This is a genomic window from Bradyrhizobium cajani (assembly GCF_009759665.1).
GTDB classification, from domain to species: Bacteria; Pseudomonadota; Alphaproteobacteria; order Rhizobiales; family Xanthobacteraceae; genus Bradyrhizobium; species Bradyrhizobium cajani.
Genome location: NZ_WQNE01000012.1, coordinates 1 through 22161, shown reverse-complemented (window position 1 = coordinate 22161; position 22161 = coordinate 1). Strand labels below are relative to the sequence as shown.

Genomic DNA, 22161 nt, shown 5'->3' with positions numbered 1-22161 from the left:
GCGAGCGATCGGAGAATTGCACAATCGATCTTACGCAACTCGAAATTGATTTCCCGTATGGGAAGCCTTATCTTCGATTTCATGGACGCTCCCCTCCGATGGTCGTGGTCGCGCACAATTTCAGCAACAGTGATGGCGTGACGAGAGACACTATTGCGATCGGCACGCGGCACGGACCCGACCGCTGCGTCAATCCCGACGAGGCGTTGCCCACGAGTTCGCCACTTGCGATCGCCCTCATGCTGGTGTGCGGGCTTGTGGGCTTTGCACTCCGTTACCTCGCCCGGGAGCACACCAACGACGACGCCTTTCAGTTCCTGATCCCCTGGTACACCTTTGCCCGAGATCACGGCGTTGGCGCGCTGGGCGAGGCTTTCACCAATTACACCCCGTTTTACAGCTACCTCCTGCTGATCGCCGCCCGCTTTGATTGGCTCGGTCAGCCACTTTCCCTCGTGAAGGCGATCTCGGTGGTATTCGAGTTCGGTTGCGCGGCCGTCGTCGCCCAGATGGTCTGGCGAGCGACAAAGATGCCATTGCGCGCGTCCATGGCCTTCTGCGCGGTCTGGCTTGCACCGACGGTGATCTTCAATGGCGCAATGTGGGGACAGTCCGATTCGATCTGGACCTTCTTCACGCTGGTTTCCGTGGCGCTATTCATGCGGGACCGAAATGGCATTCTGCCTTTCGCCGTGGCCTTTTCGGTGAAGGCGCAGAGCATATTCCTCGGCCCCTTCGTGTTGGGCATGATTCTGCGCCGCAGGATCCACGTGGCATGGCTCGCCGCGATTCCCGCGGTCTATCTGGTCCTCGCCATTCCGGTTCTCGTCGCGGGCAGATCCCTGGGCTCCGTGAGCTCTGTCTACATGGACCAGGTCAACACCTTTGATCGCCTCTTCATAAGTGCAGCGAACATCTGGATCTTCGCTGCAGGCACACCATACGCAATTGGAGTTGCAGTCGGCGTGGCGCTCGCGACGGCGAGCGGGCTTGCCCTATCGATCTTCATCGCGCGCTCCAAGCGGACGGGGCCCGAGTTCATTCTGCTCGTCGCGTGCGTATCGCTCATGCTCATGCCGTACCTGCTGCCGAAGATGCACGAGCGCTACTTCTACGCGTTCGAACTTGCGTCCATCGCCCTGTCCTGCATCAATCCCCGCTATCTGCCGTTCGCGATTATTGCCCAAATCGACGGTGTATTATCCTATCTCGCATTCGATGCCGGGATGGCCATGAGTCTGCCACCGGCGGCGCTCTGCAACACCATTCTCGCACTTTACCTCGTGCTCGATCTTAAGCGCGGGGAACGCGGATTTCGCTTTCCGAAGCTTGCCTGGCTCGGTTTCGCCGTGGCAATTGCGGGATTGTTCTCCCATCTGGCATTCGCAGGTAGCGATTCGAACGTGTCCCTCGCGTACCTTCTCGCCACGGGTCTTGCCGCGGCCATGACGCTGCGGCTCATCAAGGAGTCGCAGCGCAGCACGGCCGGCGAGCCGGACCGGTCGCGTTGACCCCAAATCATGGGCAATGAGCGCGTCTCCGGCCCCTGCGTCACCAGCGCTAGCTGTCAAACACGATCACGCTGCGCAGCGTCTTGCCGGCCTTCATGTTGGCAAAGCCCTCGTTGATCTCGTTGAGCTTCAGCTTGGCCGAGATCCAGTCCTCCAGGTGCAGCCGGCCGCGCAGGTAGAAATCGACCAGGCGCGGCATGTCGACGCGAAAGTGGTTCGAGCCCATCGAGGAACCCTGGATCTTGCGCTCGCGCAGGAAGTCGAAGCCGTGCAGCTCGATCTTCTGCCCGAACGGGATCATGCCGACGATTGTCGCCGTGCCGCCCGAGGCGAGCATGCCGAAGGCCTGCTCCGCGGTCTCCTTGCGGCCGAGCACCTCGAAGGAATGGTGCACGCCGCCGTTTGTGAGATCGCGCACCTGCTTCACGACGTCGCCATCGGCGGGGTTGATGATGTCGGTGGCTCCCAGCTTGGTCGCGAGCTGGAGCTTTGCGGGATTGGTGTCGATGGCGATGATGCGGCCGGCGCCGGCGATCTGCGCGCCGTTGATCGCGGCCATGCCGACGCCGCCGCAGCCGATCACGGCCACGGTCTCGCCGGCCGTCACCTTCGCCGTATTCACGACCGCGCCATAGCCGGTGATGACGCCGCAGCCGATCAGCGCGGCGAGATCGAGCGGCATTTCTTTCCGGATTTTGACGATCGCGTTCTCGTGCACCAGCATCTGTTCGGCAAAGGACGAGAGATTGAGGAACTGGTGCAGCTTCTCCGGCTTCGACCACTGCATCCGATCGGAGACGCCGGGCAGCATTTTGACCGTGGTGTCGGTGCAGAGCACGGTGCGGCCCGTGGTGCAGTTGTCGCAGGTGCCGCAGAACACCGACAGGCAGGTGACGACGTGATCGCCCGGCTTCACGTAGGTCACGTCGGAGCCGACCTGCTCGACCACGCCCGCCGACTCGTGCCCGAGCACCGCGGGCAGCGGATGCGGATAGAGGCCCTCCATGAAATGCAGGTCGGAGTGGCAGAGGCCGGCGACCGCGGTGCGGATCAGGACCTCGCGCGGGCCCGGCTTCGGCAGGCTGATGTCCTCGATGACGAGCGGCTGGTTGACTTCATAGAGGACGGCGGCCTTCATCGGTGTTCCCTCATTGTTATGATTTTCGTTGACGCGGGTCGTCACCTCTCCCGGAGGACGAGGTGAAGAAGCCTACGCTGCCAGAACCAGTTCGCCAACCTCGCTCATGCCGGCTGAGCTGTCGCCGAGCAGCAGCGCGGCGATCTTCTGCTGCACGGCATTTTCCGCGAGCCGGAACGGATCGCTCGGCGACACGCGATGATCGACCACGAGGCGCGACAGCAACAGCCGGCGTGCATCGCCGCGCATCTCGTGGATGCGGTGCGCTTCCCAGGCGAGCGCGACCGCGCTCGCAACATGATAAAGCAGGCTCGTCGCGCGACGCGCGTCGGCCTCGTTATCAGCCTTGGCCGCGACCTCGCGTGCGAAGCCGACCGCACGATCGACGAGGCCGCGCAGATTGTCGCGCCAGGCCTGCGGCACGGAGGCGCTGTCGTCGAGCCGGGCATGCAGATCGGCCGCGAGGGCCGCCTCCGCGCCGTGACGGCCGACTGCGCGCCTCAGCGCATCGATCGCCACGATGTTTCCGGTGCCTTCCCAGACCGAACCGAGATGGGCATCACGCAGCAGGCGGGCAGTGGCGAATTCCTCGATATAGCCGATGCCGCCGCGCATCTCGAGCGCATCGCCGCAGACCTTTCGCGCATCGCGCGTGGCACGGAATTTCAGCGTCGGGGTGAGGATGCGCAGCAGCGCTGCGGCATCCTGGCTGCCGGCTTCCGCGCGATCGAGCGCATCGGCGGTGAGGAAGCTCATCGACAGCGCCTGCTCGACCGGCAGCATGATCTTCAGCATCTGCCGCCGTCCCAACGGCAGGTCGATGATGCGATTGCCGAACACGACGCGGTTCCTGGCGACCGTCATTGCATCGTGATAGGCCCGGCGCATCAGCGCGGTGGATTTGACGCCGTTAGAGAGCCGCGACGAATTCACCATCTCCGCCATCTGCACGAAGCCGCGGTCGAGCTTGCCGACGGCATAGGCGATCGCGCCTTCGAGCTTGATCTCGCCCGAGGCCATCGAGCGCGTGCCGAGCTTGTCCTTCAGACGCACGATCCGGTAGCTGTTCTGCGAGCCGTCGTCGAGGAAGCGCGGCATCAGGAACAGGCCGACGCCGCGGGTGCCGGGCCCGGCGCCCTCAGGGCGCGCCAGCAGCATCACGACCTTGGCGTCGGCGTTCGAGCAGAACCATTTTTCGCCATAGAGGCGCCAGTGGTCGCCCTCCTGCACCGCGCGCGTCGTCAGCGTGCCGACGTCGGAGCCGCCTTCCTTCTCGGTCATGAACTGGCCGCCCTGGGTCAGCTTGCTCATGTCGGTCTGGGTCAGGCCATCCAGATATTTCGCCTTCAGCGCCTCGCTGCCGAAATTCGCCAGCAGCTTTGCGCAGCCGTCGGTGACATTGATCGGGCAGCCCATGCCGAATTCGGTCTGGTTGAACAGGAAGGTGAAGGCGTGCTTGGCCACGACAGGATATTTGTCCGCCCAGCCCATGATGCCCTTGCGGATCGACAGAGCGTGGATGCCGAACTCGCCGAACGCCGCCTTCTCCAGCTCGCGATAGGCCGGATGATATTCGATCCACTGCACGTCGCGGCCGAACTTGTCGCGCTGGTGCAGAATGGGCGTGTGCCGGTCGGCAAGCCGGGCACATTCGTCGAGAGGACCGCCGGCGAGTTCGCCGAGGCGATCGAGATGCGGCTCGATGTGGCGGAACAGCGCCTCCGGCAGATGGATGCGGAGCAGATCCGTCAGCGCCGGATCGGCGCGGTAGAAGTTCATGCCCGTGGTATCGGGTGCCAGCAGGCCGGACGGCTCGGCCGCGACATGTTTCTTCTGCCCTGTGACCGGCTGTGGCATCATCGTCCTCTTCGTTTCCGCCTTGCGGACATTTTGCGCTGATTTCGCGCTTGCCGCTTTGGATGATGTCGATCATGCTCCAGAGGCGGATGCGGATAAAGCTGCAAATCGTCAGGGCGGCATGATCGCCGTGAAGGAGCAATTCGCTCTGCGGAATTGTGACCGCCCCGCTGGTTGTCCGCGCGGACCATGCATAGATCAACGGCTTCCCGTCTCCGAGAGATCACGCCATGGAACACCCGAAATACAAGATCGCGCTCATCGTCGGCGCCGGCGAAGGACTGAGCGCCTCGCTGGCGCGGCTGTTTGCCGCCCAAGGGATTCGCGTTGCGCTCGCCGCGCGAAAAATCGAGAAGCTCGGCGCGCTCTGCACCGAGACCGGCGCCAAGGCCTATGCCTGCAACGCCACCGATCCGGACGAGGTCGAGCGTCTGTTCGGCCTGGTCGAGCGCGAGATCGGCACGCCCGACCTCGTCGTCTACAACGCCAGCGGTCGCAGCCGCGGCCCGTTCATCGATCTGATCCCGGCCGACGTCGCGCAGGCGATTGCGGTCAGCGCCTATGGCGGCTTCCTGGTGGCGCAACAGGCGGCCAAGCGCATGCTGCCGAACAGGTACGGCGCGATCCTGTTCACCGGCGCCTCCGCCAGCGTCAAGGGCTATGCGCAGTCCGCCCCGTTCGCGATGGGCAAGTTCGCGCTGCGCGGACTGGCGCAGAGCATGGCGCGCGAACTGTCGCCGCAGGGCATCCACATCGCGCATTTCGTCATTGACGGCGGCATCCGCAGCGCGGCGCGCGCGGAAGCACCGGACAAGCCGGATTCGATGCTCGATCCCGATGCGATCGCGCAGAGCTATTGGAACGTGCTGCAGCAGCCGCGCAGCGCCTGGAGCTGGGAGATCGAGCTGCGGCCCTGGGTGGAGAAGTTTTGAAGCGATAACCTCACGACAACCGTCATTGCGAGCGAAGCGAAGCAATCCAGAGATCTTTCCTCGGATACAGACTGGATTGCTTCGTCGCTTCGCTCCTCGCAATGACAGAAGAACAAAAGGGAGCGACATGACCACGGAAACCACCCTCGACACCGGCACCAATGAGCTCCTCTGCGTGATCCGCGACCGCGTCGCTGTCATCACCCTGAACCGGCCGGAGGCACGCAATTCACTGTCGGATACGCTGACACCGGCGCTGCGCACGACGATCCGCAGCTGCGGCGAGAACCCCGGCGTCGGCGCGCTGCTGCTCACCGGCGCCGGCGAGGCCTTCTGTGCCGGCGGCAACGTCAAGGGCATGGGCGCCCATCGCGACAAGGCCAAGCTCGACATGTCCTTTGACGACAAGGTCGCCGATCTCCAGGAGCGGCAGCGGCTGCTCACCGGCGCGCTGGCGTCGATGCGCAAGCCGACCATCGCCGCCCTGCCCGGCCCCGCGGTCGGCGCCGGGCTTGCCATCGCCATGGCCTGTGACATCCGCATCGCCGCGCAATCGGCCTTCGTCGCCACCGGCTATGCCCGCATCGCGCTCAGCGGCGATTACGGCATCGCGTGGCTGCTCACACGGCTCGTCGGCACCGCGCGGGCGCGCGAGTTGATGTTTACCGGCGATCGCGTCGATGCCGCGCGCTGTGAAGCCATCGGCCTCGTCAATCGCGTCGTGCCCGACGACAAGCTGCAGACTGAAGCCTTTGCGCTGGCAAAATCCCTCGCCGAAGGCCCGCGCCTCGCGCTGCGCTACATGAAGGACAATCTCGACGAGGCCCTGCTGTTCGACTTCGAGACCGCTCGCGACCACGAAGCCGAACGGCTGATCCGCCTCACCACGACCGCCGATCACAGGGAGGCCGTGCAGGCCTTCATCGAGAAGCGCAAGGCGGTGTTCACGGGGAAGTAGGCGGCACGGTTCCCGCGTAGCCCGGATAGAGCGAAGCGCAATCCGGGGAAGCCTGCGAATGTGGCACGAATCCCGGATTACGCTTTCGCTCCATCCGGGCTACGCCACTACGCGGTAGCTGCCCGCGCAAAATCCACGAACGCGCGCAGCGCGGCCGGCAATTGGCGGCGGCTCGGATAATACAGGAAGAAGCCGGGATAGGCCGGGCACCAATCGGCGAGCACGCGCGCCAGCTTGCGCTTCGCTAACAGAGCTTCGACCTGCGCTTCGAACACATAGGCAAGTCCGACGCCATCCAGCGCCGCATCGACCATCAGGTCCTGGTCGTTCATCGTCAGCGGCCCCGTGACGTCGATGGTCAACTCGATTCCGCCGCGCTCGAACTCCCAGTGATAGAGCGCGCCTGAGGTAAAGCGGTAGCGGATGCAGGGCAGGCCTTTCAGGTCGCGCGGCGTGACTGGCTGCTTGTGCGACTCGAAGAACGCGGGCGAGCCGACCACCGCGAAACGGTGCCGCGGGCCGATCGGCACCACGATCATGTCGGCGGCGATGGTCTCGCCGAAGCGGACGCCAGCGTCGAAGCCGGCTGCGACCATGTCGATCAGGGCGTCGTTGATGACGATCTCGACGCCAACGTCGGGAAACGCTTTCAAGAAGCGTGTCACGACCGGCAGCAGCACGAGCTGCGCCGACTGGCGCGCGGCGGTGAAGCGCAGCGTGCCGGCGGGCTTGCCGCGGAAATTGTTGAGGTCCTCGAGCGCGTCGCCGATGTCGCGGAAGGCCGGTGTGATGCGGGCGAACAGCCGCTCGCCGGCCTCGGTCAGCGCGACGCTGCGGGTGGTGCGGTTGACGAGGCGCAGGCCCAGCCGCTCCTCGACATTGCGCAGGGCGTGCGACAGCGCCGACGGCGTGACGCCGAGCTCGGTCGCCGCCGCGCGAAAGCTGCGGTGGCGGGCGATGGCGAGGAAGGTCGCGAGGTCGGACGGGTCGATCCGCATTGATGAATTTTTCTCAACAGCTTGTAAAATACATATCGGATTATCTCAGCTATGGCGAGCCGCTACACCGTGCCCATCGGCTTCGGCACATCGCCGGGCCCCGACGAGGAAAGGGCAACATCATGCGTGTCTGGTTCATCACAGGAGCGTCCCGCGGATTTGGTGCGTTGATCGCCGAAGCCGCCTTGAAGGCCGGCGACGCCGTCGTCGCGACCGCGCGCGACCCATCGACCGTCACTGCCCGGCTCGGCAGCCACGAGCGGCTGCTGGCGACCCGGCTCGACGTCACCAGCGAGGCCGAGGCGCACGAGGCGGCTGGCCAGGCTGTGAAAAAGTTCGGACGCATCGACATCCTCGTCAACAATGCCGGCTACGGCCTTCTGGGTGCGATCGAGGAGGCCAGCGACGCGGAGACGCAAAAGCTGTTCGGCACGAATGTGTTCGGCTTGCTCAGCGTCACCCGCGCGGTGCTGCCGCATATGCGCCGCCAGCGCTCGGGTCACGTCATCAACATCTCGTCGGTGGGCGGCTACGCCGGCTATCCCGGCTGGGGCGTCTATGGCGCGACCAAATTCGCGGTCGAGGGATTGAGCGAAGCGCTGGCCGGCGAAGTCGCGCCGCTCGGCATCAAGGTAACCGTGGTCGAACCGGGCTTCTTCCGCACCGACTTCCTCGACGAGAGCTCGCTGTCGCGCACGGCCGCGCAGATCGACGATTATCACGGGAGCGTCGGCAAGACCCGCGCGCACGCGGCCGACGTCAATGGCGGCCAGCGCGGCGATCCGCGCAAGCTGGCTCAGGCGTTCCTGAAGCTCGCTGAAGCAAAGAACCCGCCACTCCGCCTGCCGCTCGGCAGCGACACGGTGGAGCGGATCGAGGCGAAGAACGCGTTCGTTGCGAAGGAGCTGGCGGAATGGCGGACGGTCGCAACCTCGACCGACTTCACTAACGAGCCTGCGTGAAGGCAAAAAAATGCCCGGCTCTGGCGTTGCCAGGCCGGGCTCGGAGTGGTGTCAGGCCGAGGCTGAGGGGCGGTCGGCCTGACGGGAAAGCGCGGCGAGGCGCCAGCTCGCGCAGGGAATGTCTTTTGGTGCGATCGTGATTTCCTTGTCGAAACGCACCAGCTTCCAGTCGTCAGGATGATTGACGAAAGCGAAGCCGGATTTGCGGGCGAGCAAGATCATGGTCTCGTTGGAGCGCAGCGTGTCGCCGAAGAGGTGTTCGGCGCCGAGCGCGGCCGCGCGGCATTCGAGATTCTTGAGCAGCGCGGTGGCGATGCCCTGGCCCTGCCAGCGGTCGTCGACCGAGAGGCCGAACTCGACCGTCGCGGTTTCGGCATGGAGCGCATAGCGCATTTCGGCGACGATGGTCTCGAAGCCATCGACCATCTTGGTCGCGACAACAGTGAAGCGCTCGCGCTCGCCGATCTCGAGGAAATCGTTCAGCAGCCCCTTCGGCAGTTCGCTGATCGCGCCGAAGAAGCGGTTGTAGCGGGAGCGGGTCGAGAGCGAACGGAAATAGTGCTGGAGCTCCTCGGTGTCGCGCGACTCAACGAAGCGAACGGTGAGTGGCTCGCCCTGCCGGGTGCGCAGGACGTCGGAATATTGCTTCAGATCTTCCAGGCGAAGGGTGCTCATGACACATGCCGCAGGGAAAAGGGACCGCCGGCGCCCCTGTGATCAGGCGGCGCCGGCCTGGCGGCCAATCAGGCCCGCCAGAAGGGTTTGTCGGCCTCATAGGCCACGTCACTCCAGGACAGCCCGACGTCCTGGAGATCCCGCGCGGTCCAATTGGTCAGCTCGCGCCGGGTCCGGTAGCGCTCATGCCAGACATGGAGAGTCTCGCCGACCTGCTGGATCAGGCCCGCCGCATGATGATTTGTCATCGAATTGTCGGTCAACGTAGACATTTTCAGCTCCTTGAGCTAACGTGATCGCTAATATCTGCTTCCTACTGCGCTGCGACAAACGACAATTTGTACCCATTCGCATGAAATAAAGTCATGTATCCTACTGCCAGATGACTGCCAGATTGCCCTCCTTGAACGGATTGCGGGCGTTCGAGTCCGCCGCGCGCCATCTCAGCTTCACGCTGGCAGCGTCCGAGCTGAACGTGACCCAGACCGCGATCAGCCATCAGATCCGGCGGCTCGAGGAGGAGCTCGGCATTCGCCTGTTCATCCGGCAGAACCGCGCGCTGGCGCTGACACCGGAGGCGCGCGACTACCTGCCGGGCGTCCGCGCCGCCTTCAACGACCTCCGCCTTGCGACCGACCGGCTGCTGCGCAAGGACGACGACAAGGTGCTGACGGTGTCGACGCTGGCCTCGCTCGCCGCGAAATGGCTGCTGCCGCGGCTGACCGATTTCCAGGAGCAGCATCCCGGCATCGACGTCCGCATCACCACCTCGACCAGCCTCGTCGACTTCCAGCGCGACAATGTCGATGCCGCGCTCCGCTACGGCCGAGGCCAGTGGCCGGGCCTGCGCGCCGACTGGCTGATGGCGGACGAGCTGTTTCCAGTCTGCAGCCCGTCATTGCTACGCGGCGACAAGCCGCTGCGGCAGCCGGAGGACCTGAGAGACCATCCGCTGCTGCACACCTCGAATGCCAACAGTGACGATTGGCGGCTATGGCTGACCGCGGCGGGCCTGCCGGCCGACATCGCCAGGCAGCCCGGCATCACCTTCGACATGATCTTCATGACCATCCAGGCGGCGATCGACGGCATCGGCGTCGCGATGGGGCGAACCTCCTACGTCCAGGACGACATCGCCAAGGGCCGCCTCGTGGTGCCCTTCAAGATCGCGCTGCCGGCCGATGCCGGCTTCTACCTGGTCTCCCCGGAAGGCCACCGCGAGGCGCCCAAGCTCGCCGCGTTCCGGCAGTGGGTGGTTGCTGCGGCGCAAAATAAGGCCTGAAATATCATCAGCCTCCCCGGCAAAATCGATTGACTCCCAGCGCCCTGCGCGGGAAGGGGTATGACAGATTGTCGCAGCCTTAATCTGTCGCCTTGCCGTGAAGTCAGTTCCGGTCCGGCCGCACCTTGAAGGGAGTAACGCCATGGCCGGACCAGCCGCATCAAGCAATCCGCCCGCAATCAAGTCGCGCGTCGGCGCCATCCTGCGCGCGACCTCCGGCAATTTCCTCGAACAGTTCGACTTCTTCCTGTTCGGCTTCTACGCCGCCGCCATCGGCAAGGCGTTCTTCCCCTCCACGAACGAGACCGCATCGCTGCTCAACACCTTCGGCGTGTTCTGGCTCGGCGCCTTGATGCGACCGGTGGGCGCGATCGTGCTCGGTGCCTATATCGACCAAATCGGCCGCCGCCAGGGCCTGATCGTCACGCTCGGCATCATGGCGTTCGGCACCGTCGTGATCGCGTTCTGCCCGAGCTATGCGACCATCGGCATCGCAGCGCCCGTAATCGTGCTGATCGGCCGCCTGCTGCAGGGCTTCTCTGCCGGCGTCGAGCTCGGCGGCGTGTCGGTGTATCTTGCGGAAATCGCAACGCCCGGCAATCGCGGCTTCTACACCTCGTTCCAGTCGTCGAGCCAGCAGGTTGCGATCTTCGTCGCCTCGATCCTCGGCTTCATCCTCTCCGAGGTGATGCCGGCCGACACCGTGGCCGCCTGGGGCTGGCGCATTCCGTTCTTCGTCGGCTGCCTGATCATTCCGCTGATCTTCCTGCTGCGGCGGACGCTGGAGGAGACGCCGGCCTTTCTCGCGATGAAGAAGCATCCGACCGCGAGCGAGGTGTTCGCTTCCGCTCTCGCCAACTGGCGCATCGTCATCCTCGGCATGATGATCGCGATCCTGACCACGACGACGTTCTATTTCGTCACCGTCTACACGCCGACCTTCGGCAAGACCGTGCTGAAGCTGTCGACGCAGGATGCGCTGCTCGTCACGCTGCTGGTCGCGGTGAGCAACTTCATCTGGAATCCGGTCGGCGGCGCGCTGTCCGACCGCATCGGCCGCAAGCCGGTGCTGCTCGCCATCGCCGGCCTGTCCCTCGTCACCGCCTATCCGGCGCTGCATTGGCTGGTGGCGGCGCCGACCTTCGGCAAGCTGCTTGCGGTCGAGATGATGTTCTCGTTCTATTTCGGCGTCTACAGCGGCACCATGCTCGGCGCCCTCGTCGAGATCGTGCCGGCGCATGTGCGCACCACCTGCTTCTCGCTCGCCTTCGCGCTCGCGGCCGCCCTGTTCGGCACCTTCACGCCGTTCGCCTCGACCTGGCTGATCGAGCGGACCGGCGACAAGGCCTCGCCCGGCTTCTGGCTGATGTTGGCCGCGCTGCTCGGCATCATCGCGGCCTCGACGGTGTATCGCGGCGGCGGCAAGGCGGTGCCGACCTATGATGCGGTGCCGGAGCCGGTCGCGGGGCATTAGGCTCAGTGTCATTCCGGGGCGCGCATAGCGCGAGCCCGGAATCCATTTCTCCCCGTATTCCTGTCGGACGATGGATTCCGGGTTCAGCCCTGCGGGCTGCCCCGGAATGACGGAGAGGCCTACAGCTCCACCACCACGTAGTCGCTCTCGACTTTCACCGAGATAGTCTCGGCGACATACGGCCCTTTCACCACGTTCGCGCCGGGCTCGACCTGGGCCGGATACGCTTTCACGCGGAAGCGGCGGGGATCGCAATAGGACTGGCCGGTGCGGATGTCGAACTCCCAGCCGTGCCAGGGGCAGCGGATGATCTCGCCAAGCTTGGTGTATTCGATCTCGCCGGGATCCTTTGATTGTGCGAGGCCAATCAAAGGCCCCTCGCACAGCGCCGCGCCCTGATGCGGGCAGCGGTTCATCAGGCCGAAATATTCGCCCTTGATGTTGAAGACCGCGATCGGCCGTCCGTCGATCTCCAGGAATTTACGCGTGCCCGGCGGAAGCTCATCGACCGCGGCAATCACATGCCGCGCCATCAAGCCAGTCCGTACAGCTTCTGCGCATTACCGAGATAGAACGCCGCGCGATTGGCCTCGCTGACGCCGGCCGGCAGCACCCGCGACGGCTCGTCGTAATCCCAATGCGGATAGTCGGTCGCGAACAGCAGGCGATCCCAGCCGATCCAGTCGATGATATCGAACAGATCCTCGCGCCGCTCCGGATCCTCCATCGGCTGCGTCGTCCACCACACCTGTTCGCGGATGTATTCGGACGGCGGCCGTTTCACATGCGGCACTTCGCTCCTGAGCCGCTGCCAGACCTTGTCGAGCCGCCAGGCGAGCGACGGCGCCCAGCCGAAGCCGGCCTCGATCATCACCATCTTCAGTTTCGGGAAGCGCTCGAACACGCCCTCCAGCACGAGGCTCGCGAGCGCCGATTGCTGGCACTGCGAGTGGCCCACCATCTCCTCGATGTAATAGCTCGGCCAGCCCGACGGCGTGATCGGATTGCCGCCGAAGCCGAAGGCGTGGACGCCGACGGGAAGGCCGGCCTCTTCCGCGGCCTGGTAGATCGGCCAATAACGACGCTGGCCGAGCGGCTCGACATTGCGGCTGAGCAGCAGCACCTGGACGAAATTCTTGTCGCCGGCGCGCTCGCGGATCTCGGCGGCGGCCGACAGCCCGTCCTCATTGCCGACCACGATCGAGGCCTTCAGCCGCTTGTCCCTGCTGGTCCATTTGTCGATCTGCCAGTCGTTGATCGCCGAGCACAGCGCAGCCGAGAGCTCGTGATTGCGGATACCCTGCCCGGTGTTGAGCGGATTGAGCACACCCAGTTGCACGTTGTTGGGATCGAGCAGCTGCTTCTGCATCAAGGACAGCGAGGACCCCTGCGGCCCGCCTTCGGGCGGATAGGCGTCGCGGCGCGAGGCGTTGGGCTGGGCCTTCGGATAGGGCGGGCCTTCCATCATGCCCTGATAGGCATGGACACCGTAGATCTCGAGATGATGCTGCCAGCGTTTGGCGAGATAGGGATAGAGCTCGGTGCGTGTAGCGCGGGCCGGATGAATGTCGCAATCCGCGATCGCGGTTTTCGCAGTCAGTGGGGAAGCAGCTTCGGAGCTCTCGCGGAACTGGATATTCATCGCCTTGCCTCCTTTGGCAGCGGGCTAAGTCAGGCGGGGATAGGTCGCATGCGGATTGTCGATCATGATCTTGCGCACGAGATCGGGGGACAGACCTTCGGGCAGCGCGTCCAGGCCGTCGAACTGCCAGTGCGGATAGTCCGTGGAGAATAGGACCAATTCGTCCGACTGCATATGATCAAACAGGCGAATTAATGTCGCCTCATCTGGCGGCGCATCAAATGGCTGTAATGAAAAGCGGATGTTGCTACGCACAATCTCGAGCGGTGCGCGATCGACCCAGGGCGTTTCCATCCGCACTCCACGCCAGAACTTGTGAAGCCGCCAGAGAAAGGGAGAGATCCAGGAGACACCGGACTCCAGCATCACCATTTTCAGGCGCGGATATTTGGCGAACACGCCTTCGACGATCAGGCTGGTGAGCTGGGTCTGGAACGCCTGGGCCTGACCGACATAATCCTCGATGTGGTAGGAACCCCAACCCACGGCAGTCGGCGGATTGTGATAGGCGGAACCGGCGTGGATGCCGACGGCAAGTTCCAGCCGTTCCGCAGTTTCATAGATCGGCCAAAGAGCACGCTTGCCGAGCGGCGTATCACCCATCACCAACATCAAGACCTGCACGAAACGCTTGTCCTGCGCGCAGCGCTCGATCTCGGCGATGGACTTCTCGACGCTTTGCGTCGGAATCACGATCGAGCCGCGCAGCCGCGCATCGCGATCGAGCCATTCCTTGGCGAGCCAGTCGTTCAGCGCGCGGCAGAAGGCGGCCTGCATATCCTCCGAAAACACCATCTGCACGCCGTAGAGCGGATTGCAGATAGCGTAACTGAGCTGAAAGGAATCCAGCACATGGCGCTGCATGTCCTCGAGGCTCTCGCCGGGCTTGCCGTTCTCGGGACGCCAGTCCGGGCGCGCTGTGATCGGCGAGTTCTGCGGATAGGATTGCGAGACGAGATCGACCATGCCGCGCGTCGTCACCTGATCGCGCCAGTAGTCGTTCAGATACGGCAGCAGGCTGGTGAGATGCGGCACGGCCGGATGTACGTCGCAATCCACCCCGCCGGCGATCAGGGACGCCATCACGTCTCCTTCACATTTCCTCTTGACGTTTCTTGGTCGCGTCTTCTCGCGGGCGGCAACTGGCCGCTCCGCTTTGTCTGCGCCATTCAAGCAGGCCTGACCGCCGCCTGCAACTCAGCCAAGGCTTCTGTCATATGCTAGGAAGGCTGAGCTCGGTTGCGATGGAATGGGGTGAAGGACATGAAAGAACTCGTCGGCATTGCGGAACAGGTCGCGGCCAAACTGATCGCGCGCAGGCAGACCATTGCGGTCGCGGAATCCTCGGCCGGCGGCCTGATCTCGGCCAGCCTGCTCGCGGTGCCCGGTGCGTCCGCCTATTTCCTCGGCGGCGCCGTGGTCTACACCCGCGACGCCCGGCGCGTACTGATGGATATTTCGGACGACGGCATGAAGGGCTTTCGCTCCTCGTCGGAGCCCTACGCAAAACTCCTCGCCGAGCAGATGCGCAGCCGCTTTGGTTGCGACTGGGGCCTGTCCGAGACCGGGGCAGCCGGCCCCACCGGCAACCGCTACGGCGATGCCGCCGGCCATAGCTGCGTGGCGGTGACAGGACCTGCAGCAGAGGTGATGACGCTGGAGACGGCGAGCGGCGACCGCCTCGGCAACATGCAGGTGTTTGCGGCGACGGCGTTGAAATTGCTGTTGAGGAAGCTGGAGGGGTGAGATTTTCTCGCGGCACACTCTCTGATCCGTCATCCTGAGGTACAAGACACGTGGCGCAACGGCGCCACGTGAGGAGCCTCGAAGGATGAACGGCCGAGATGCAGCCGGGCCGTCGCCCTTCGAGGCTCGTCCTGCGTCGCAGGACGAGCACCTCAGGATGACGGCGATAGATTTGTGCCCGCGGCGAGGATTGACGTTACCTGCCCAAATGCCGCATGAAGATCCGCACCACATAGCCGTGGAACCGCGGCGCGTCGTCGTAGAGGTCTGACGCGATCCGTTCGATGGTTTCGCGCAACGACAGGAATTGCGCCTGGCGTGCGCTGCTTTCGGTGCCCTGCATGCCCGCGAGTTCGTCCATCGCGGCGTCGCTGATCTGGCACTGCACGACCTCGCCGTCGTTCAGCATGGTGAAGCGAAAGGCCAGCCGTTCAAGGTCATGGCCGATGATCTTGTCGCGCGTCAGCGGCATCCAATTGTCTCGTTCGCGCCCCCGGGATGGACAATGCTGAAAATTCGGCGCCTTGTCACCATGCGGTGTGTGTGTGAGTTGGCCGCCCGCGTCCGCTGGAGCTCCACGAGCCAAGACGGAAGGGGTCGCTCACCCGTTTGTCACGCCGCTGCGCGCGAAATTGGAGATGCGCTTCGCAGCTAATCGACCTTTGCTTTCAGTAGACGAGCGCCGTTCCGGTCGGCTTTTCCAGTGCCGCGGCCAACGATTTGTACTCCTCGCAACCCGTTCCGCATAGGGCGGCAATCCGGCTCAGATGATAGAGCGCCTGCTCGCGGTTGCCCTGCTCGAGCTGCCACAGTCCATAGTACTGCCAGGTCAGCACGTGGTTCGGATCTACCGTCAGCGCGCGCTCGTACCAGACCTGCGACTGCTTGTAGTCGCCAAGCTTGCGATAGGAATAGCCGATGAGATTGGCGACGTTCGGATGGTCGTCATGGCCGAGCGACTTCAACTGCTCGATCGCGGCCGCATAGTCGTTGCGCTCGTAGATGGTGTCGTAGGCAGCGCGATAGCCGGCTGCAAATGCCGGATCGCCGATGCTGGACTGGTTGCCTGGCTTCTTGCCTTTCTGGGTTGCCTTGGGGCCGGACCGTTTCGGATAGGTTGGCTGCGGTTTCTGGTCCGAATAGGCACCCGCAAAGGGATCGCTCCCGCCTCCACCACCGCCGCCTCCGCCACCACCCGCGGAAAACGCCGGCGAGTCCAACAGTGCCGCCGCAAATATGCCCAGTGTGACGAGCCTGATCGTCCATGTGACCATGTCTGTCTCCGTTTGATCCAAGCGGCCCCCAGACGACATGATAACCCTTCACTCGCATTAATATTCCGGGACGTTGCGCTCTTGACGACGTGCTCTTGGCGACGTCGTCGTTCGTACGACAGCTCTGCTGCCCTTCGGCGAACGGAAAACACCGCCCTACTGGAACGCGACTTCGGCAAAGCTGCGGAGCTTGCGCGAATGCAGCCGCTCCGATTCCTGCTGCTTGAGCCGTTCCAGCGCCTTCAGGCCGATCTCGAGGTGCTGGCCGACGCGGTGGCGGTAGAATTCGCTGGCCATGCCGGCGAGCTTGATCTCGCCGTGCAGAGGTTTGTCCGAGACGCAGAGCAGCGTGCCGTAGGGGACGCGGAAGCGGTAGCCATTGGCGGCGATCGCGGCCGATTCCATGTCGAGCGCCACCGCGCGCGATTGCGACAGCCGGCGGATCACGGCCGGCCCGGAGATCTCCCAGTTGCGGTTGTCGACGCTTGCGACGGTGCCCGTGCGCATCAGGCGCTTGAGCTCGAAGCCTTCGAGCCCGGTGACGTCCTCGACCGCCTCCTCCAGCGCGACCTGCATCTCGGCCAGCGCCGGGATCGGCACCCACAGCGGCAACTCGCGGTCGAGCACATGATCCTCGCGCACATAGCCATGGGCGAGCACGTAGTCGCCGAGACGCTGCGTGTTGCGCAGGCCCGCGCAATGGCCGAGCATGAGCCAGGCATGCGGGCGCAGCACGGCGACGTGGTCGGTGACGTTGCGCGCATTCGACGGACCGGTGCCGATGTTGATCAGCGTGATGCCGCGATAGCCGGGCGCGACCAGGTGGAAGGCGGGCATCTGCGGGGCGCGCGCAGGCGCTACTCCGGTCGTCGCGCCGCCGCTGCGCGTGATCAGATTGCCGGGCGCAACGAAAGCATCGAGACCGGCTTCGCCGGAATGAAGCCGCTGCTGGCAGAGCTGCGCGAAAGCATCGACATAGAACTGGTAGTTGGTGAAGATGACGAAATTCTGGAAATATTCGGGGTCGGTGCCGGTGTAGTGATAGAGCCGGCGCAGCGAGTAGTCGACGCGGGCGGCGCGGAACAGGGCCAGCGGCTCGGCCGCTCCGGGCATCAGCTCGAAGGTGCCATCGGCGATCGCGTCGTCCATGGTGCCGAGATCTGGTACGTCGAACGCATCGCGTAGCGATCGCGTAATCAGGGAATTCTCGCTGGTGGTGATCGCGGCCTCGATGTTGATATCGCGGCGATAGGCGAAGTGGATCGGGATCGGCTCGGCCGATTCGCCGATCTCCACGGGCACACCGTGGTTCTGGATCAACAGTCCAATCTGCTCGGTGAGGTAGTTGCGGAACAGGTCGGGTCGCGTGACGCTGGTCTCGTGCACGCCGGGCCCTGCGACAAAGCCGTAGGAGAGACGCGAATCCAGCCGCGCATGCGTCGCGGTGGTGACGCGGACGAAGGGATAATAGGCCCGCACGCGCGTCGTGATCGCTTCGCCGTTGACATAGGCCTCGAACCGATCGCGCAGGAATTTCGTGTTGCGTTCGTAGATCTCCTCAAGGCGGGCAACGGCAAGGCCGGCGTCGGTGAAGGATTCAGTGGCAATGGAGGGGAGGGATTGCATTGTGCGACCGCCGGGTTGCTTGAAACAAGCGACATTATAGCAGGATCGCGGCCAAGCCGTCATTGCGAGCGCAGCGAAGCAATCCAGAAATCCCTCCGCGGAGGCAGACTGGATTGCTTCGCTACGCTCGCAATGACGAGTGGACATCACGCGCTTTCGCGCGTCACTTCTCCCGGAATGCCCGCATGAACTGGTCGTGCAGCGGCTTCATCAGGTAGGACAGCATGGTGCGGTCGCCGGTCTGGACGAAGGCTTCCACCGGCATGCCCGGGATGATCCTGACGTCGCCGAGGCGGGCGATCTCCTCCGGCGGCATCGAGACGCGGATGGTGTAGTAGCTCTGGCCGGTGCGCTGGTCGGTGGTGACGTCGGGCGAGACCCGCGAGACACTGCCGTTCAGCTCCGGCGTGGTGCGCTGGTTGAAGGCGGACAGGCGCAGCAGCGTCTTCTGGCCGATCTGGAGCTTGTCGATATCGACCGGATTGACCTTGGCCTCGACCTGGAGATCGTCAGCCTGCGGCACGATCAGCATCAGCGTGTCGCCGGCGGTGACGACACCGCCGACCGTATGCACCGTCGATTGCAGCACCATGCCGTCCTGCGGCGCGCGGATGTCGACGCGGCGGAGCTGGTCCTCGGCGGCCACCTTGCGCTCGATCAGCTCGCCGATCTTGTCGTTGGTCTCGCGCAGATCCTTGGAGACCTCGCTGACCACGTCCTTGTCGACCTGGATGATCTGGAGCTCGGTCTCGGTGATCTTGCCCTTGGCCTGGGCGCGTGAGGCGATGTACTGCGCGCGCTCGCCGTTGAGGCGAGCCGAGTCGCGTTCGAGCTGGGTCAGGCGCGAGATCTGCACCAGGCGCTTGTCGTAGAGGTCGCGCACGCCGGTGAGCTCGTTCTGCACCAGCGAGATCTCCTGGTCCTTGGCTTTCTCCTGGGCGCTGAGGCCTGCGATTTCCTCGTTGAGCTGCGTGATGCGCTCGCGCAGCTGCGCCTTCTGTCCGGTGCGGCCGTTGACGCGGACGTCGAACAGCTTGGATTCCGCGGAGAGCAGCGCCTTGACGTCAGGATCGTTGGCCCGCTCGAGGAGGGTTTGCGGAAATTCGATCTTGTCGAGACCGCGCTGCTCGGCCTGCAGTCGCGCCGCGCGCGCCTGCGCGGCGTCGAGATTCTTGGTGACGATGGCAAGGTTGGCTCTGGTGACGGTGTCGTCGAGCCGCACCACGATGTCGCCGGACTTGACCACATCGCCGTCGCGGGCGCGCACCTCGCCGACCACGCCGCCGGTCGGGTGCTGCACCTTCTTGACGTTGGATTCGACCACGATCTGGCCCGGCGCGATCAGCGCGCCCGAGATCAGCACCGTGGATGCCCAGCCGCCGAGACCGACGACGAGGACCAGCACAATGCCGAGCCCGAGCATCAGGTGAAACGTGATCGAATCGCGGACGGTCTTCTTCGCGGCTGGCTTCGGCCCGCCGATCGCCATCGTGCTCATGGCTTGGGCACTCCGCCTTCGCTGACGATCTTGATCGGTGCCGGCGGCGTCACGCGCGGCTGGAGCACCTGGGCGAGCACCTGCTCCTTCGGGCCGAACGCCTGCATGCGACCGTCGCGCAGCACCAGGATCTGGTCGACCGCCTCGACGCCGATCGGGCGGTGCGCCACCACGACGACAATGGCGCCGCGCTCACGGGCGGCGCGGATGGCGCGGGTCAGTGCCTCGTCGCCCTCGGTGTCGAGATTGGAATTGGGCTCGTCGAGCACGATCAGGAACGGATTGCCGTAGAGTGCGCGGGCCAGCGCCACGCGCTGCGCCTGGCCTGCGGACAGCGCAGCGCCCTGCTCGCCGACCTGCGTGTTGTAGCCCTCGCGCATCTTGATGATCATCTCGTGCACGCCGGCGTCCTTGGCCGCGGCGATGATGGCGTCGGAGGTCGCCTCGGGATCGAAGCGGCTGATGTTCTGGGCGATGCTGCCGCCGAACAGTTCGACGTCCTGCGGCAGGTAGCCGATGTGGCGGCCGAGCATGTCGGACGACCATTGGTCGAGCGCCGCGCCGTCGAGCCGCACCTTGCCGCGCACCGGCTGCCAGACACCGACCAGCGCGCGGATCAGCGACGACTTGCCGGAACCGCTGGGCCCGATCACGCCGAGTCCGTTGCCGGCGACGAGCGCGAAGGTGACGTCCTGCACGATGAGGCGCTGGTCGCCCGGCGGCACCATGGAGACGCCTTCGACCGAAAGCCGGCCGGTGGGCGCCTGCAACTGGGTCGGCATCGTCTGTGCCGGCATCTGCTCCAGGAGCCGCGTGAGGCGGTGCCAGCTCTGACGCGCCGCCACGAACGACTTCCAGTGCGCGATGGCGAGATCGACCGGCGCCAGCGCGCGGGCGGAGAGGATCGAGCCGGCGATGATGATGCCGGCGGTCGCCTCCTGATGGATCACGAGATAGGCGCCGACCGCGAGCACGGCCGATTGCAGCATCATGCGCAGCACCTTCGCGACCGCGCCGAGCCCGCCGGCGACGTCGCTCGCACGCTGATTGCCGTCGAGATATTTTTCGTTGGCCTCGCTCCAGCGCTGGTTCATCCGGCCGGCCATGCCCATCGACACCATCACCTCGGCGTTGCGACGGCTTGAGGCGGCGAGATCGTTGCGCTGGGCCGCAAGGCCCATCGCCTCACGCGCCGGCTGGCGGGACATCATCTCGGTGACCAGCGTCAGTCCCACCAGGATGATGGCGCCGACCAGTGCCGTGACGCCGATCAGGACATGGAAGGCGAAGCAGATGGCGAGGTAGAGCGGCAGCCAGGGCAGGTCGAAGAACGCGCTCGGACCCATGCCGCCGAGGAAGGAGCGGACATTGTCGAGGTCGCGCAGCGGCTGGAGGCCCTCGTTGCGGCTGCCGACCAGCAGCGGCAGGCGCACGATGGTGTCGAACACCCGCTTGTTGAGGGCCTCATCCAGCGCGGTGCCGACCCGCCCCAGAATGCGGTTGCGGATCATGTCGAGCACGCCCTGCGCCATGTAGAGGAAGCTGGCGAGGACGATCAGGCCGACCAGGGTCGGAATGCTGCGGCTCGGCAGCACCCGGTCGTAGACCTCCAGCATGAAGATCGACCCGGTCAGATAGAGCAGGTTGATCATGCAGCTCATCAAGCCGACGCCCACGAACGCCGTGCGACAAGCGCGCAAGGCGTCCCCGAGCTCTGAACGGCGGGCGCCAGGTACGGCTGCCATCAGTCTGATCTCTTTCGGGTGCGAGGCAAAGGCCCTGACTCCAAAGGCGAATTCAGGGGTACTTGACCTGGATTAACATCGCGTTTTCCGCCCGTCCAACGCAGTCGAATTAATCCGGGCTCCAATGAGCCACCATCTACCCCGACCGGCCTCGCGTGCAAGTCCGGAATTTCACAGGCTTGCGGCTTTTTCTTGCAGGCTTTCAGGCCCTTCCCGGGAAAGGGCGAGGCCGAGAGTTCCGATCTGGCGCGGGGCTTACAACCTGCCCCCGCCGCGCACCAGCCGCACCACCAGGAGCAGAATGACGGCGCCAATCGCGGAATAGACGATCTCGGAGACGAGCCCGGTCCCGAGGCGAATGCCGAGCTTTGGAAACAGGAAGCTGGCCACCAGGGCGCCGGCGATGCCGACCACGATGTCGCCGATGATGCCGAAACCGGTCCCGCGCACCACCTTGCCGGCAAGCCAGCCGGCGACCAGGCCGACGAACAGGATGACGAGCAGGCCTTCGTTGGAAATGTACATAAGTGAGGTCCCTCTGGCGTGAATGGCCCCATGGAACGGGAACCGGAATGAATGGGGTCTGAATGACGTTCGCCGAGCCTGTCCGCGCCCGATCGGAATAAAAAACCTCGAAAACAACCCCATGCACAGTAGAGTGGGTCTTGGCGGTCGGCGCTCGGTGAACGGTGATAACTCGGTGTGGCCGTAGAGGAATTCTGAAGAAGCGCGCATTGCGAAGTGAGGGACGCGTTTCTCTCTCATTCCCTCCCCCACCAGGGGGGAGGGGCAGGGAGGGGGGTAGCCACGAACTTTAGACCTCGCTTGTGGCTACCCCTCTCC

General features: G+C 64.6%; 21 protein-coding genes. 7 read left to right on the top strand and 14 right to left on the bottom strand.

The genetic code is table 11. From position 1 onward, the window contains the following. The first annotated feature begins 98 nt into the window (after window positions 1-98). Window positions 99-1511, top strand: a complete 1413-nt coding sequence (locus tag GPL20_RS16270) for a hypothetical protein (RefSeq protein ID WP_157330524.1) — start codon at window positions 99-101, stop codon at window positions 1509-1511. 49 nt (window positions 1512-1560) lie between these two features. Here the strand turns inward: GPL20_RS16270 and GPL20_RS16265 are convergent, their stop codons facing one another. Both GPL20_RS16265 and GPL20_RS16260 read right to left on the bottom strand, forming a co-directional pair. Beyond that, entirely contained in the window at window positions 1561-2649 is a 1089-nt protein-coding gene (locus tag GPL20_RS16265; RefSeq protein ID WP_157330522.1) for a Zn-dependent alcohol dehydrogenase, read from the bottom strand. Between the two features lie 72 nt (window positions 2650-2721). Beyond that, a complete protein-coding gene (locus tag GPL20_RS16260; RefSeq protein ID WP_157330674.1) occupies window positions 2722-4506 on the bottom strand; it encodes an acyl-CoA dehydrogenase family protein in 1785 nt (594 codons plus the stop codon). A 230-nt stretch (window positions 4507-4736) separates the two neighbouring features. Between GPL20_RS16260 and GPL20_RS16255 the strand changes: the two genes are divergently transcribed. Both GPL20_RS16255 and GPL20_RS16250 read left to right on the top strand, forming a co-directional pair. Then, entirely contained in the window at window positions 4737-5438 is a 702-nt protein-coding gene (locus GPL20_RS16255) for an SDR family NAD(P)-dependent oxidoreductase (RefSeq protein WP_157330520.1), read from the top strand. Window positions 5439-5565: 127 nt separating this feature from the next. Next, window positions 5566-6396, top strand: coding sequence for an enoyl-CoA hydratase (locus tag GPL20_RS16250; RefSeq protein ID WP_157330518.1), 831 nt, complete (start codon window positions 5566-5568; stop codon window positions 6394-6396). Window positions 6397-6503: 107 nt separating this feature from the next. Here the strand turns inward: GPL20_RS16250 and GPL20_RS16245 are convergent, their stop codons facing one another. Continuing rightward, a complete protein-coding gene (locus GPL20_RS16245) occupies window positions 6504-7394 on the bottom strand; it encodes a LysR family transcriptional regulator (protein WP_157330516.1) in 891 nt (296 codons plus the stop codon). A gap of 122 nt (window positions 7395-7516) precedes the next feature. Between GPL20_RS16245 and GPL20_RS16240 the strand changes: the two genes are divergently transcribed. After that, a complete protein-coding gene (locus tag GPL20_RS16240; protein ID WP_157330514.1) occupies window positions 7517-8356 on the top strand; it encodes an oxidoreductase in 840 nt (279 codons plus the stop codon). Window positions 8357-8407: 51 nt separating this feature from the next. Here GPL20_RS16240 and GPL20_RS16235 read toward each other — a convergent pair whose 3' ends face one another. Then, window positions 8408-9031, bottom strand: coding sequence for a GNAT family N-acetyltransferase (locus GPL20_RS16235; RefSeq protein WP_157330512.1), 624 nt, complete (start codon window positions 9029-9031; stop codon window positions 8408-8410). 68 nt (window positions 9032-9099) lie between these two features. Further along, complete coding sequence (locus tag GPL20_RS16230) at window positions 9100-9303, bottom strand: DUF1127 domain-containing protein (protein ID WP_157330509.1); 204 nt, start codon at window positions 9301-9303, stop codon at window positions 9100-9102. 110 nt (window positions 9304-9413) lie between these two features. Between GPL20_RS16230 and GPL20_RS16225 the strand changes: the two genes are divergently transcribed. Both GPL20_RS16225 and tcuC read left to right on the top strand, forming a co-directional pair. Then, window positions 9414-10313, top strand: a complete 900-nt coding sequence (locus GPL20_RS16225) for a transcriptional regulator GcvA (protein ID WP_157330507.1) — start codon at window positions 9414-9416, stop codon at window positions 10311-10313. A gap of 142 nt (window positions 10314-10455) precedes the next feature. Next, complete coding sequence (gene tcuC, locus GPL20_RS16220) at window positions 10456-11787, top strand: MFS transporter (RefSeq protein WP_157330505.1); 1332 nt, start codon at window positions 10456-10458, stop codon at window positions 11785-11787. 119 nt (window positions 11788-11906) lie between these two features. Here the strand turns inward: tcuC and GPL20_RS16215 are convergent, their stop codons facing one another. The 3 genes from GPL20_RS16215 to GPL20_RS16205 are packed head-to-tail and all read right to left on the bottom strand — an operon-like array spanning window position 11907 to window position 14512. Then, the gene (locus GPL20_RS16215) at window positions 11907-12320 is read right to left on the bottom strand and encodes a Rieske (2Fe-2S) protein (RefSeq protein ID WP_157330503.1); all 414 of its coding nucleotides are present in this window, start codon (window positions 12318-12320) and stop codon (window positions 11907-11909) included. Then, window positions 12320-13429: an amidohydrolase family protein gene (locus tag GPL20_RS16210; protein WP_157330501.1), complete on the bottom strand. Its 1110-nt coding sequence runs from the start codon at window positions 13427-13429 to the stop codon at window positions 12320-12322. Before GPL20_RS16210 ends, GPL20_RS16215 begins: the two co-directional genes overlap by 1 nt. Window positions 13430-13453: 24 nt before the next feature. Beyond that, window positions 13454-14512 (bottom strand): amidohydrolase family protein, encoded by a 1059-nt coding sequence (locus tag GPL20_RS16205; RefSeq protein ID WP_157330500.1) that lies wholly within the window; start codon window positions 14510-14512, stop codon window positions 13454-13456. Window positions 14513-14692: 180 nt separating this feature from the next. Here GPL20_RS16205 and GPL20_RS16200 point away from each other — a divergent pair, with 180 nt between their 5' ends. Further along, entirely contained in the window at window positions 14693-15175 is a 483-nt protein-coding gene (locus tag GPL20_RS16200) for a CinA family protein (RefSeq protein ID WP_157330498.1), read from the top strand. 196 nt (window positions 15176-15371) lie between these two features. Here the strand turns inward: GPL20_RS16200 and GPL20_RS16195 are convergent, their stop codons facing one another. The 6 genes from GPL20_RS16195 to GPL20_RS16170 form a co-directional block, all read right to left on the bottom strand. After that, the gene (locus GPL20_RS16195; RefSeq protein ID WP_167533057.1) at window positions 15372-15647 is read right to left on the bottom strand and encodes a DUF1488 family protein; all 276 of its coding nucleotides are present in this window, start codon (window positions 15645-15647) and stop codon (window positions 15372-15374) included. A gap of 196 nt (window positions 15648-15843) precedes the next feature. After that, window positions 15844-16449 (bottom strand): tetratricopeptide repeat protein, encoded by a 606-nt coding sequence (locus GPL20_RS16190; protein WP_157330494.1) that lies wholly within the window; start codon window positions 16447-16449, stop codon window positions 15844-15846. A gap of 156 nt (window positions 16450-16605) precedes the next feature. Then, window positions 16606-18075: an AMP nucleosidase gene (locus GPL20_RS16185; protein ID WP_167533056.1), complete on the bottom strand. Its 1470-nt coding sequence runs from the start codon at window positions 18073-18075 to the stop codon at window positions 16606-16608. A gap of 163 nt (window positions 18076-18238) precedes the next feature. Beyond that, a complete protein-coding gene (locus GPL20_RS16180) occupies window positions 18239-19573 on the bottom strand; it encodes an HlyD family type I secretion periplasmic adaptor subunit (protein WP_157330490.1) in 1335 nt (444 codons plus the stop codon). Continuing rightward, window positions 19570-21318 (bottom strand): type I secretion system permease/ATPase, encoded by a 1749-nt coding sequence (locus GPL20_RS16175; RefSeq protein WP_157330489.1) that lies wholly within the window; start codon window positions 21316-21318, stop codon window positions 19570-19572. The genes GPL20_RS16180 and GPL20_RS16175 overlap by 4 nt, the downstream gene beginning before the upstream one ends. 255 nt (window positions 21319-21573) lie before the next feature. Next, window positions 21574-21843 carry a GlsB/YeaQ/YmgE family stress response membrane protein gene (locus tag GPL20_RS16170; protein WP_100232273.1) on the bottom strand — a complete coding sequence of 90 codons (270 nt, stop codon included), beginning with the start codon at window positions 21841-21843 and terminating at the stop codon, window positions 21574-21576. Between the last annotated feature and the right edge of the window lie 318 nt (window positions 21844-22161).